We start from the raw sequence: 14,908 nt of genomic DNA on the forward strand, positions 1-14,908 counted from the left end.
GGAGCGACGGGCCGATTGCCTTCCGCAACCGACCCGCCACGCCTCCCCGAAAGTCGGCCCAGGGCCGGCCCCGGGCCGCGATCTCGATCCAGACCGCGCCTGGCGAATGGGCGGTGGCGCGCATCAGAAGCGAATGCGCGCATGCATCTCCACGGTCGCCTGGTTGATACGCTCGCCAATCCGCGTGCCTGCACTGGCACCGATCTCGATCCGTTCGTTCGGGCGGACATCGAAGCCTGCCCCCAGAACGCCGACGGTCTCTTCCAGCGGAGCCCCGATGATCCGGAACGCGCCCATGTCGCCCGCGGCGCCGGCGAAACGCATTTCGCTGACCGCACCCAGATCGCCCCCGTACCGCTCGATCCCCCCGGCAAGATACGGCTCGAACGTGCCGCCCGATACCGGGGTGACCGCGCTCAGCCGCAGCTGTGCGGTGGCGTAGGTGACCTCGCGCGTTTCCTCCGAAACCCGCAGGTTCAGCGGGTCGGCCCCGGTTTCATCGAAGCCGTCCCGCTCGATCCGGATGTTGGAGAGCCCCACCATCGGCGTGAGCACCACTGCCCCGCCGAGCGACGCGCGATACCCCGCGAACGCGCCGAGCGTGCGCCCCGTCATCTCGATTTCCGCTTCGGCGGTCAGGGGACGGGTGTTGGCTGCGGTCACCAGACGCGTGCTGTCGAAGTCGCTGTTCTGATACGCACCGAACAGTCCGGCAAAGGCAGCCTTGCCCTCGTAACCCAGGTAGCCGCCGACATGCACGGTCTCGCCCTGCATGCTCGCCTGCAGCGAGCGGACATCGTAGCTGCCATCGGTATACCCCCCGGCAACGCCTGCCTTGAACTGCCCCAGACGGGCCTCCAGGCCGCCTGCGAAACCGCTTGCGTCGTGGCTCAGCTTGCGGGTGACCGCGTCCCCATCGAGCTGCGTCTCGCCGCCGAAGCCCTGCATCCACATCGAGACCGAGGCAACATCGGGGGCCGCCAGCGCATTGGCCGTCCCCTGCTGAACGGGCGCCAGCGCACGGGCCTGCGCAGGGGCCTTCGTGTCCGCCTTCATCACGGCCTTGCTGTAGATGCGCTGGGTCAGCAGGTCGGCGAAGCGCTGGCCTTCGATGAAGGCACCGGTCGTCGCGCTGGTCAGGCTCTCCCCGCCCAGACTGTCGAACACGCGCAGCTGGTCGGCCTCGTCCAGATCGGCCAGCGGCAGGATCGCATCGGCGAAAGTGTCGCCGATATCGAGCTGGCCGCTACTGAGCGTGGTCGCCACCGCGATCTGGTTGGGTGTCGCACCTTCGCCCAGGTTGGCGCCGAAATCGAACATGCGCCGCACTTCCAGCGCCACACCGTTCTCGACCAGATCGTAGCGCAGGCGCCAGAACAGCTTCGGTGCTTCCTCCATCTGCTGGAAGGTGTCGCCGTTGGCGAAGGTCCCCGTCAGGCTGTCACCCTGCACGATGACGTAACGCTGGACTGCCGGGAAGGTGCTGCGCGCGTCGCCGCTCGCGATCGCAACCTCGGTATCCGCGATCGTAATCGCACCGGTGGCGAGAAGCAGATCGGCGCCGCCGCCGAATTCGGGCGAGCGGAAATCGAACAGCGCAGTCCCGCCGAGCAGGTCGATGGTCTGCGCGGAGATCATGCCGACCGGCGCATCCTCGTACCCCGGCGACAGCGTGCCGCCGGTCATCGTGAGCGCGGATGCGAAGGTGCTGTTGCCGGACAGCGTGCCGCCCGAGATCAGCGCGCCGCCCCCGCTGTTTCCGAAGTACCGCAGCGTGCCGCCAAGCACTTCGAAATCGCCGGTCCAGCCTGCCTGATCCCCCAGCAGCGTGAAGACGCCGCTGCCGGCCTTGGAGAGCGTGCCGCTGCCGGAAAGCAGGCCTTCGAAACCGGAATCCAGCCCCGTTCCTCCTACCGTCAGCTGCCCCACGCCAAGCTCGACCGTGCCCATGCCGTACAGAGCAGCGATCGTTTCCGTCGCGGCCGTCAGGTCGAAGGTGGCGTCCTCGGCCACCTGAACGCTTGCCGTGTCGGCAAGGCGCTCGCTCGCGCCGAGGCGCAAGGTGCCCGCATTGATGGCGACAAGGTCCGCTGCCGAGGTTCCGTCCATCACCGAGGTGCCGCCGGTCTGGAACAGCATGCCGGTGCCCAGGTTCGCAGTGACCTGCGCCGTATCGAGCTGATACTCGGCCGCCGTGAGCGTGCCCGTCCCCGCGAGCGTACCTTCGACCAACTGGAAGAAACCGACCGTATCGGAATTGTCCCCCAGATCGAGAATCGCCTCCTCGACGGCGACGAGGGTTTCGTCCGAAAGGACATCCGAGGCGCCGAGAACCAGCGCCCCTTCCACGACTGCGGTGGTGCCGGTGTAGGTATTGGCACCGGTCAGGGTCATCGTGCCGGCACCGGTCTTCACGAAGCTGCCGGCGCCGGAGATTACCCCGCCGAAGGTCGTGTCGTCGCCATTGAGCCCCGCAATCAGCATGTTCTCGCCAAGCGCGACCGTGGTGGCCGCGCCGCCGTCGAGCGAGCCGATCGCTTCGTCGTCGGTAATCTCGAACGCGGCATCGCCGCGCAGGACAAGAGCGGAGGCGTTGGAAATCGCCGACCCGCCGATTGCGCGCAGCGTGCCGTCCAGCACCGCCACGGTGCCGGTGAGCCCTTCGTTGTTGCCCGCCAGTTCCAGCGTGCCCGCGCCGTCGACGATCAGGCCGGTCGCGGCGGTGACGCCGGCAATTCCGGCCTCGATCCGCGCGGTGCTGCCCGCATCGGCCACGGTGATGGTGCTGGCGATCCCGTCGGCGCTGCTGGCGATACCCGCAAACACGTTGGCAGCGGTGCCATTGGCCCCCAGATCGGGGGCATCGTCACCTGCCGCTTCGGCGATGACATAGCCATCGCTGTCGAAGCGCATGCCGCCGAAGCCGATATACCCCGCGCTGGTATCGACCGAGACCACGCCCGCCGTTCCGGCGAATACCGCGGTGACGGGCGGATTGATCGTACCCTGCCAGGAATTGTTGAGCGCGCCGGTCGCACCGGTCCAGTTCGTCCGGCCGAGCGCATTGGTCCACACGCCCGTACCGCCCTCGACGGCACCGTTGCCCGCATTCGCGCTGCCATCCCAGTACTGGGTGGAAATGGCACCGACCTGCACGTTGAGGTAGCGGCCGTTGCCCGTCGTGTAGATGCGGGAGCCTTCCGCCGCATTCAGCAGGGCGTATTGGCCAACGGCGATGCTGCCCTCGCCGCCCGTGTTGATGAGGCGATATGTGCCCGCGCCCGCATTGTTGAGATCGAAGGTACCACCGTCGATCACTGCGCTGCCGGCAAGGACCAGATCGTTGGTGGCGCCGCCGATCACATCCGCCGTGCCGAGATCGTAGCTGGTCGTCCCGCCAAGGCCGAACATCCCTGCGATGTCGATCGTCGCCACAGTGCCCATCGCACCGGGGGCGAAGATTGCATCGGCCAGGATCATGACGTCGCCATCGAAGGCCCCGCTGCCCGAAACGGCACCGCCATTGGCGACGAGGTCGCCCGCGATGGTCCCGTTGTTGGTCAGCAGGCCCGCAGTCTGCTCGACCCGCCCCGTGAGAGTGCCCGCGATCAGGATCTCTCCGCTATTGCCGATCAGGTCCGCCGCCAGCGTGCGACCGGCAGCGATACGCAGCCCGGCATTACCGCCCGCGCCATCCGCCCCGAGCGAGGCGTTGACCAGCGTGCCGACCCCGGTGAGGTCGCCGCCCGACACCGCCAGCACCGCAGTGCCGATATTGGCGACGTCCGAACCGTTCGACGCAAGATCGCCGGTGACGGTGAACAGCCCCGCGCCTTCGTTGGAAAGCTGGCCGTTCAGTAGCCCCCGGGCAGTGATGGCCCCCTCGTTGACGACGAACCCGCCCAGCGTGCCGGTGGACGACAGCGTGGCCCCGGCCCGGTTGGCGATCCCGCTGCTTGCAAATATCGCGCCGGTGCTGACGATCGAGCCGCCGCTTGCGTTGACCAGCGTGTCCACGTTCAGGATGCCATTTTCGGACAGCGACACCAGGCCTGCGTTTCCGAGCACACCCGCAACATCCAGGCGCCCCTCGTCCACCAGCAGCTGTGCATTGGTGAGGTTGGACACGTCGTTGCCGCCATTGCCACCGATGCTGACGACCTGCGTGTTGTCGCCAGCAAGACGGACGGTGCCCGCGTTGACGAAGGCTTCGTCGCCGCTGGCGTCGGTGTCGGTGTCGATCGTGGCGGCGCCCGCGAAGGCAAGCGTGCCGGTGGCGAGGTTCTGGATCGTGCCGCTGTCGATCAGGGATACGCCGTCTGCGGCATTGGTGGTCCCGCCCAGCGCCATGGAGTTGCCGGTGCCGATCAGGCTCGCGCCCTCGCCCAGCGTAAGGATCGTGCCTTCCGCCGTACCGAGCGAGGCGAAGGTCAGCTGGCCATCGCTGCCGATGGTCAGGGTACCGCCCTGCAAGGCGATATCGCCGGACAGGCTCGCATTCGTCGCGACTGTGGTCGCGCCGCCAATCTGCAGCAGGCTGCCTGCCTGGCCGCCAAGGGCCAGCGTGCTGTCGTTCTCGATCGCGCCGGTCACGATGCTGGTGTCGGCCAGCGTTGCATTGCCCTTATTGAGCAGGCTGGCCAGCGTGCCTTCGTTATTCAGCGTGCCGGTATTGCCCACATCGCCTGCAGTGCCCGTATTGATGAAGGTGGCGCGGTTGATGACGGCTGCGACGGCGCCGCTGTTGGCCAGGGTGCCCGCCTGCACGTCGATCGTGCCGGAATAGGTGTTGGCGGCGGTCAGGCTCAGCGTTCCGGTGCCGACCTTGGCCAGCGTGCCCGAGCCCGAGATGACGCCGTTCTGGGTGATGCTGTTCGCACCCGTGTCGAGCGTGAAGGCGCCGCCCAGCGCCATCGCGTTGCCGATGGTGCGATCGCCGATGAAGCCGATCGCCGTACCGTCGGTCGCGGTCAGCATGCCCGTGCCCAGCGCGCTATCGCTGCCCAGCACCAGCGCGCCGCCGTTGAGGGTGGTACCGCCCGAATAGGTATTGTCGCCGGTCAGGGCAAAAGTGCCCGCGCCGACCTTGGTCAGCGCCAGCGTGCCGCCGAGCGCCTCGGTAAGCGTGCCCGAGAACGTCGTCGAGCTGTCGTCGCCCCCGGTGGTCAGCGTCTGATCGCGGAAGATGCCCGCGATGGTGAGGCCCGAGCCCGAGATCGACCCCACGGTTTCGCTCTGCGCGAGGGTGATCGAGCCACCTGTGGCAAGGATCCGGGCGGTATCCCCGATAGTGCTCGCGCCGCCCGCATTGATGCTGAGCGCCCCCGAAACCATCGCCAGATCGCCGGTAAAGCTGTTGCCGGACAGGAACGACACGCTGCCGCCGTTCGTGTCGATGATGACGTCACCCGAACCGGTTGCGATACCGCCGCTGATCGTCGTCGACCCGGGGCCGTAGAAGAACAGATCGGTATCATTGCCCTGGATTGCGCCCGTGAAGGTCAGTCCGCCACCCGAAGCGCCCCCGATCGCCGCTGCATCCGCGAGCGTCACGGTGCCGTTCAGGACACCGCTGCCCACCAGCGCTCCCTTGCCGTCGACACCACCGCCGACGATCGAGATATTCTCCGACGTCACGAAGGTATCGATCGCCAGGGTCGCGCCGTTCCGCACGATCGTGCCGCCCGCCGTGCTGCCGAGCGCGTTGCTGCTGGCAACCGTCAGCGTGCCCGCCGCGACAGTGGTGGTGCCCGAATAGCTGCTGGCCCCGCTCAGTGTGAGGTTGCCGCTGCCGATCTTGACGAGCGCGCCCTCGGCGCCGCCGGAGATGCTGCCGCTCTGCGTCACGCTGGCGGTGCCGGTGTCGAAGGTGACGAGCCCGCCCAGGGCGATTGCATTGCCGATCGTGCGGTCGCCGACAAAGCCGATACCGGTGCCATCCAGCGCGGTCAGCGTGCCAGTGCCCAGCGCGCTGTCATTGGCGAGGATCAGGGCGCCTTCGGAAAGCGTCACGCCGCGCGTGAAAGTGTTGTCGCCCGAAAGCAGCAGCGTGCCGCTGCCGGTCTTGGTGAAGCTCGTCGCGCCCGCGATCACGCCACTATGGGTCGCGACGCCGCCCGTCTGGTTCAGGGTGAAGCGGTTGTTCGTCTCGATCCGGTTGGCGATGCTTACGCCCTCGGCGTAGTCCACCGTGGTGCCGCTGCCCAGGCTAAGCCTTCCGGTCCCCAGAGCACTGTCATTGGCAAGCCTGACCGTACCGCTGATGAGTGCGGTTCCGCCGGCATACGTGTTCGTGCCGGTCAGGATGAACGTGCCGCTGCCCGCAAGTCCGAGGTTGCCCGCACCGGAGATGGTCCCGGAGAGCGTTACGGTGTTGTCCGTGCTGCCAACATTCAATCCGCCCTGAAGGTCGATATCATTGGCCAGCACGATGCCATCTGCACCGATGGTGAGTACGCCGCCCGCCGCGGTGATCGTGCCGGTACCCAGAGCGCTGCCGTTGGTGATCGTGGTGAGGCCGCGCAGCGTGGTACCGCCGCTGTAGGTATTTGCGCCAGTGAGTGTGAGGTCGCTCCGGTCGGTCCGGATCAGCGCGCCGGTGCCCGAGATCGTGCCCGAGATCGTGGCGGCACCGGGTGCTCCCAGTGGCAGTACCTCGGTGCCGAACGCGGTATCGCCGTCCAGCGTGATCGCATTGGCAAGCGTCACCCCGTCGGCCATGGTAACGGTGGTACCGGCGCCGGTGGTCAGCGTGCCGGTGCCCAGCGCATTATCGCCCCCCAGCACCAGCGCCCCGTCTTCGAGGCTGGTCCCGCCGGTGTAGGTATTGTCGCCCGACAGGACGAGCGTGCCGAGATCGGTTTTGACGAGCTGCGCCGTGCCCGCGATATCGGCCGCGATGGTCGCGGTGAAGGTTTCGCCCACAGCGCTACCATCGCCAACCCGGATGGTCGCTTGGGCCCCGCCGTCGAGCGTCAGGGTGTCGCCATCGATCACATAGCCGCCGGTGGCGAACTGCAGGCCCGACGCGGTGACCGCGCCCAGCGAATTGTCGATGGTGACGGTGCCTGCCGCACCCTGGAAGATGGCGAAGGTCCCATCGTCGTAGCCGCCGTTGAACTCGCCGTTCGCGCCGGTCCAGTTCGTGTTGCCCGCGCCGGTCTGCCAGATGCCGTCGCCACCATCGACATTGCCGTTGTTCGTCCCGGCAGCGCCGTCCCAGAAGCTGAAGGTTACGCCCGTCGTATTGATAAGGTTGATCTGGTTCGCGACCGAGGTCTGGACGAACAATCTGTCTGTCGGCGTGGTGCCCAGCGTCAGCCCGTTATCGGTCAGCGTGCCGCCATAGTTGAACAGGCGGTACACGCCCGCGCCGAAGGTGCCGCCCGCCGAGGGGGAGACGTTAAGCGTGCCGTCCAGCGTCAGGTCACCGCCCACGTTGACCAGATCGTTGAGCGCGCCGCCCGCGACACCGGCTTCGCCGAACTCGAAGTTGAGGATCGAGCCGCCCGAGAGCGCGAGATTGCCGTTGATAGTCAGCGTGCCCGGGCTCGTGCCCGGATTGAGCGAGGCCCCGTCCGCCAGCGTCACGTCGCCGCCGATAATACCCGTGCCGCCCAGCGTCGCGCCATCCGCTACACTGGTCAGGCCGGTCGCGGCGCTCTGGTCGCCGTTCACATAAAGCGTGCCCGCCTGAACATTGGTGCCGCCGGTAAAGGTATTGGCACCTCTTAACGTCAGGGTGCCGGTGCCGGTCTTGGTCAGATTGCCGTTGCCGGAGACGACGCCCGACAGCGTCCCGCTGTTCGTGCCGGTATCGACTGTGAACGCGAACGGCATCTCGATCGCATTGGCAACCGTGAGGTCTGCCGCTGCGAAGCCCAGCGTGCCGCCCATTGCGGAAAGCGTGCCCGTGCCGAGCGCGCTGTCGTTGCCGACCAGCAGCGTCCCCTCGGTCATCTCGGTGCCGCCACTGTAGGTGTTCGCGCCGGTCAGCGTCAGCGTGCCGGTGCCATACAGGCTGAGCGTTCCAGTGCCTGAAACTGTGCCGCTTTGCGTGGCCGAATAGTCTCGGTCGCCACCAAGAAGGGCCGTCCCGTTCAGCGTGAGAGCGTTCGCCAGGGTAATGCCGTCTGCGTACTCGATGGAGGTGAAATCGCCCATCGTCACGGCGCCGGTGCCCAGCGCGGCGTTGTTGCGCACGGTGACCCCGTAGCTTTCGATCGTCGTCCCGCCCGAGAACGTGTTGGCCCCGGTAAGGATCGTCAAAGCGTTGATGCGCAGGCCGCCCGATCCGGAAATTACGCCATCCTGCAGCGCCCTGCCATAGGCCGTGATTCCCAACTCGCCGTTCAGCACGATGGCGTTGGAAACCGCCTGCCGGTCGGTATCGTAGCGCAAGGTGGTGCCATCGGCCGCAGTCAATGCACCAGTGCCGAGCGCGCTACCGTTGCCCAGCGTCAGCGTGCCTTCGGAAAGCGTCACGCCGCGCGTGAATGTGTTTGCGCCCGAAAGCACCAGCGTGCCGCTACCGGTCTTGGTGAAGCTCGTCGCACCCGCGATCACGCCGCTATGGGTGGCGACGCCGCCCGTCTGGTTCAGGGTGAAGCGGTTGTTCGTTTCAATCCGGTTGGCGATGCTTACACCGTCGGCGTAGTCGATCGTGGTATCGCTGCCCAAGGACACATCCCCGGTGCCAAACGCCGCATTGTTGGCAAGCCGCGCGGTGCTGCTGACGAGCAAGGTTCCGCCCGTATAGGTACTCGCGCCGGTCAGGATGTAAGTGCCGGTCCCCGTCAGTCCAAGGTTGCCCGAACCGGAGATGTTACCTGACAGCGTTACGGTTTTGTCCGTGTTGCTGAGGTTCAGGCCGCTTTGCAGGCCGATATCATTGGCCAGCACGATGCCATCTGCACCGATGGTGAGTACGCCGCCCGCCGCGGTGATCGTGCCGGTACCCAGAGCGCTGCCGTTGGTGATCGTGGTAAGGCCGCGCAGCGTGGTACCGCCGCTGTAGGTATTTGCGCCAGTGAGTGTGAGGTCGCTCCGGTCGGTCCGGATCAGCGCGCCGGTGCCCGAGATCGTGCCCGAGATCGTGGCGGCACCGGGTGCTCCCAGTGGCAGTACCTCGGTGCCGAACGCGGTATCGCCGTCCAGCGTGATCGCATTGGCAAGCGTCACCCCGTCGGCCATGGTAACGGTGGTACCGGCGCCGGTGGTCAGCGTGCCGGTGCCCAGCGCATTATCGCCCCCCAGCACCAGCCCCCCGTCATCGAGTCTTGTCCCGCCGGTGTAGGTATTGTCGCCCGACAGGACGAGCGTGCCGAGATCGGTTTTGACGAGCTGCGCCGTGCCCGCGATATCGGCCGCTATGGTCGCGGTGATGTTTGCGCCCGCCGCCGTGCCGTCGCCGACGCGGATGATCGACTCCGGGCTGCCGTCGAGCGTCAGGGTGTCGCCATCGACCACATAGCCGTCGGTGGCGAACTGCAGGCCCGACGCGGTGACCGCGCCCAGCGAATTGTCGATGGTGACGGTGCCCGCCGCGCCCTGGAAGATGGCGAAGGTGCCATCGTCATACGTGCCGTTGAGCGCGCCGGCCGCATCGGTCCAGTTGCGATTGCCCGCGCTGTTCTGCCAGATACCGCTACCGCCATCGACGGCGTCGTTGTTCGCCCCGGAACTGCCGTCCCAGAAGCTGAAGGCGAGGCCCGTGGTGTTGACCAGGTTGACCTGGTTCGCGACCGAGGTCTGGACGAACGCGTTGTTGCCGGGGACCGAGCCCAGGGTCAGGCCATTGTCGGTCAGCGTGCCGCCATAGTTGATGACGCGATAGACGCCCGGGCCGAAGGTACCGCCTTGGGTCTGCGTCACGTTCAGCGTGCCGTCGAGCGTCAGGTCGCCGCCCACGACCACCAGGTCGTTCAGCGGGCCGCCCACGACCCCGGCTTCGCCGAATTCGTAATTGAGATAGGAGCCGCCGGAAAGCGACAGGTTGCCGTTGATCGTCAGCGTGCCCGGGCTTGTTCCTGGGTTGAGCGAGGCGAAATCGGCCAGCCTCACATCGCCGCCGATCGTGCCCCGGCCGCCCAGCGCCGCGCCACCCAGGACGCTGGTCAGCCCCGTCGTCGCGCTCTGGTCCCCGTTCACCACCAGCGTGCCCGCCTGTACGGTGGTCTCGCCCGTATAGGCATTGCTCCCGCTCAATGTCAGCGTCCCGTTGCCAATCTTGGTCAGCGCAAGGTTGCCGTTGGACGTATCGGCCATTCTGCCCGAATAGGTCGTGCTTGTGCCGTCGGTACCCACGGTGAGCGTACTGTCTGCCGTTGCCTGCAGTGAGCCGCTGCCACTAAGCGAACCGATCGTATTGGACTGGCCAATGGTCAGGAGTGCGGCGGCCCCGATGGTGACGCGCGCGTCACGATCAAGTCCAGTCGACTGGCTGACGTCCACCCTACCACCGGTGATGACGAGGCTCCCGTAATCATTGTTCGCGCCATCGAGCCTGAGACCCCCGGGTCCGGTCTTGGTGAGAATTCCGGCACCAAGTGACAGCTGCCCACTGATTCGAGACAAGCCTTCGGACGAGAAGGTAAAGTCGGTATCGACACCCGTAATGCTGCCCGCCAGATCCAGGTAGTTCGCCCCGCGGGAAGTGGAAACGAGTGTATTACCTGCAAGTGTGATCGCGCCGGTTACGGTTCTTACTCCCGGCCCCGATGATACCAGCGCGCCCGCGCCATCCACTCCTGTCCCGGTAAGCGTAAGTGCTTCGCCGACCGAAACGATGCCGGAGCCGCCCAACACCAGCGTCGCACCATCTTCGACGACGGTTCCAGCGGAAAGTGAGCCAAGCGCGCCGCCGTTGGTAATCGTCAGCGTACCTTCGGCGACGGTCGTTACGCCGGAATAGCTGTTGTTCCCCGACAGCGTGAGGTTGCCGCTGCCGCGCTTGGTCAGGGCGAGCACGCCACCGGATGGGGTGTTTTCGGTAAGCCGGCCCGAAAACGTGGTAGAATCGCTGCCCGCGATCGTCAGGGTGCGCAGCGCGTCGCGCGCTTCTACGTCTCCGCTTCCGACCAGCGCCCCGATCGTCTCGTCCTGGTCGAGAGAAACGATGCCCGCACCGTTGATCGTCAGACGGGCGGCATCGTCGATCGCATTGCCCGGATTGGACGCGCGGCCAACGACCAGCTGGCCGGAATTGACGATCACATCGCCGGTGAAGCTGTTGTTCGCCCAAAGCGACAGTATGCCGGTACCGTTCTTGGTAAGCGTGCCATCGCCAATGTCGAGGTTTGAGGCGATCACGGTGATGCCGCCCCCCGTCGTCGTCAGGTCGTGCGCGCCGGTGATTCCGCCATTAAGGTCAAGAATGCCGGCACTGTTGGCAATCGTCGAAGCGCCCGTCAGGGTCACAAGTCCGTTAATGTCGGTCGCCCCGAAGAGGTTGCGCAGTGCACCATTCCCCGAAACGCCATCACCGGCAATCGAGATGTCCTCACCAACAAACAAGATGGAGCCATCGATGGCCAGCGTCGCACCATCTTCGACGATGGTTCCAACCGAAAGCGAGCCAAGCGAGAAGTCGTTGGTAATCGTCAGCGTGCCCTCGGCAATCCTGGTCGTGCCGCGATAGGTATTCGATCTCAGTGTGAGGTTGCCGGTACCGGTCTTGGTGATTGCGGCGTCGCCTGTGATCCGGCCACTTTGCGTCGCGCTGCCGCCCGCCTGGTTGAAGGTTACAAGTCCGCTATCGAGATTGATACTCCGCGCATTCGTGATCCCGTCCGCGTAGTCGATCGTGGTGCCCGCAAACGCATCAAGACCCAAAAGATTCAATGCCTGGTTGTTGGCAATGCGCAACGTACCCTCGGTGAGATAGATGCGCCCATTGTGGGTATTGGCACCGGCCAGTGAGAGAGTCCCGGCGCCGGTCTTCGTGAGATCGTTGAAGCCCGAGATCACCCCGCCGAAGGTTGCGGTAGTCCCTGCAGCGGTGTCGATGGTGCCAGCCTGGTTCAGCGCGACGTTGCGCGTACTGGTAATGTCGGCCAGCGTCCGAAGGGTCGCGCCCGCGCCGCCGAAGGTCAGCGCGGCGGAATCCGCGCCCAGGACCCGGTCCGCCGAAATGGCGAGGGTACCGCCCGCAATAGTGAAGCCACCCAGAAACGGGTTGTTCTGGAAGCCGTAGCTACGCGTCAGCGTCATCGTGCCCGTGCCGGTCTTGACTACCGACAGGGTGCCGCCCCCGGTAATGAATTCGCCGCCGAAGCTGGTGCTGGTGTTGTCCCCGCCCAGCGTCAGCACACGGTTTCCATTCCCGGCGGAGACGAGGCCGCTGGTGCCAGCAAGCGAACCGATGGTCTCGTCCTGATAAAGCGTCAGCCGCACGAACCGGCCCGAAGCGGTCATCGTCAGACGCGCATTGTCGTCGATCGTGCTCGCGCCACCTGCCGCCAGCTCCAGCGTGCTGGAATTGATCCTTACGTCCCCGGTGAAGCTGTTGCCGGCGTAGAATGCCACGGTGATATTGTCGGCGATCAGGTCGCCGTCACCAATATCGAGATCGCCGCTGAAGGCGACCACGCGCTGCAGGTTGTTGAGCCCGTTGAGCGTGAGATCGTAATCGCCGGTTACGCCCCCGCGGAAATTGATCCCGCCCTCGTTCACGACGACCCTGCTATCCCCCGCCAGCGTGACGAGGCCGTTGAGCGAAGTATCCCCGTTCTGCAGCCGGAGCGCCCCTGCCCCCGAAGCGCCGGTGCCCGTGATGCTGATCGCGTCGGCTATATTGAGAACTGGCGCATTGAACGCCAGCGTCGCCCCGTCCTGTACGATGGTGCCGCCATCGGCCGTGCCCAGGGCTCCATTGCTGGCAACGGTCAACGTGCCTTCGGCAACCGTGGTGGTGCCCTGATAAGTGTTCGCACCGGAAAAAGTGAGATTCCCGCTGCCGGTTTTGCTGATGTTGGCGGAAGAGCCACTGATGACGCCCGCGATGGTCGCGTTGCCGGAGGACTGTTGGAAGGTTGCGGTCGAGCTGGAACTGCTCGGATCGTTCGAAAGCAGCACATTGTTGGCGATGGTGACCGCGTTGCTCAACACGAGGGTCGTGCCGGTGTCGACGATCAGATCGCCGCTGCCCAGCGCGTTCGACCGACCGACGCCGAGAATCCCCTGATCCAGATAGGTGGTGCCGGTCCTGCCACTACCGTCACCGCTGAGTACAACCCTGCCGCGGCCCGTCTTGATGAACCGCCCACCGCCGGTGAAGGTGCCGCTCAGAAACGCGCTGGTCCCGCTGGACATATCGATCGCGCCATTGCCGAGAAAGCGTATGTCGCGCGCCGTGTTGAGGTTGTCGTAGCTCCTCAAAACTGCGGTGAATTCCAGCGCGGTGTCGGGGTTGTTGAAAGTCAGCAGGCCCGTATCGGCGCCCAGCGCCCCGGCGCTCAGAATTTCGAGTACGCCGTCCGAGATCGTCCACGGGGTGATCTGTGTCGTCGTTCCGCCGAGCGTGAAGGTCGAATTGCCCGTCTTCTCGAAGCTGCCGAAGCCTTGGTAGGTCGATCCGATCAGAGCGAGGTCGAACGTACCGTCCGTGTTGCCGCCCAGCCGGAACAGATCGTCGCCATCGCCGACGACATTGCCGGTGACAGAGCTTCCGGACTGGTATTCGAACACGTTCTCACCCGCGCCGAACGTGACAGCATTTGCGCGCGGCGCGCGGCTGCCGGGGCCGGACAGCCCGCCGGTGATGGAGCCTGAATTGATGACGGTAAGGCCCGCCCCGGAAACGCCCACGCCCCCCGCACCGGGAGTTCCGGCGGACGAGAGGCCGCCCCCCGCCCCGCCGGCGATTGACCCTGAATTGACAAGCAGATTGCCGGTCCCGGTAAAAAGGACGCCGGCACCACCCGTGCCATGCTGACTATAATTGAAATCAATGTCGTCTCCGGCTCTCCCACCGGTGCCGCCCTGGACAGTCCCCGTAGACCCGACCCGCACAGTGCTGCTGTTCGCGAAAGCTCCGATACCGCCGTCGCCGCCCGCGCCGCCTGTCCCGTAAAAGGCAAAGCCGCCATTGCCGCCATCGCCGCCAGCCAGATCGCTATTGACGACAAGCGTAGCATCGGCGGCGTAGTTCGCGTGGCCATACCCGCCTGCGCCACCCCCGCCGCCGCCGCCGCCGCCGTCGTACGAGGAGGCGAAGCCTCCATCGCCACCACGACCGCCGGTCTGCGTTGCGGTGAGAGTGTAGGTGGTCGCATCGTTTCCGACCCCGCCATGCGCGCCGCCGCCGCCGCCGCCACCGGCCGCCTCGAACGGGCCATACTCGCCATTGGCACCGTCTGCCCCCGGTGTCGCACCGCCCGCGCCGCCTCTCGATGCCGGATTGGCGTTGTTGGCACCGCCATCTCCGCCGTCACCACCGGTCGGTCCGGCGGCCCCGCCACCACCACCGCTGCCAAATGTGCCGCTGGTACCGTCAAACGTTCCAGAAACGCCGTCGGTACCCGCCTCGCCATTCGGGCCGACACCGCCAGCACCCCCGGCGGTGCCATTGCTGCTTTCGCCACCATCGCCGCCGGACGTCTGCGCGAACGCGGGCGCGGCGATCGTCAGGGCAAGGGCCGATGCACCCCCCACCAGCAGAGCGCGGCGCAGCGCGCGGGCCTTGCGATCTGCGGAATTGCCGTTGCTACCGCTTTGCGCGACCGTGAGTCCCATCGAAAATTCCCTTTTAATCCAGCCAGTTACCCGTTCACGACTCATTGGAAGTCATTGGGCGCGCAGGTATTTTTGCGTGCGCGGTCAAGCACTGGAGGGAGAAAGGAACAACCGATGAAATTGGAATAGGACATATTCCAATGTCGAATATTAACGAGAATTCACCCCGAAAATG

The 14,908-nt window shown here is 65.9% G+C and carries 1 protein-coding gene; it reads right to left on the reverse strand.

Annotated features, from left to right (window positions below; genetic code table 11):
* Positions 1 to 123 precede the first annotated feature (123 nt).
* On the reverse strand, positions 124 to 14,733 hold the full coding sequence (locus ADAD_RS16885) for an autotransporter-associated beta strand repeat-containing protein (RefSeq protein ID WP_010415237.1): 14,610 nt from the start codon (positions 14,731 to 14,733) through the stop codon (positions 124 to 126).
* Positions 14,734 to 14,908 lie beyond the last annotated feature (175 nt).

Source organism: Citromicrobium sp. JLT1363 (assembly GCF_000186705.1).
Classification (GTDB): Bacteria; Pseudomonadota; Alphaproteobacteria; order Sphingomonadales; family Sphingomonadaceae; genus Alteriqipengyuania.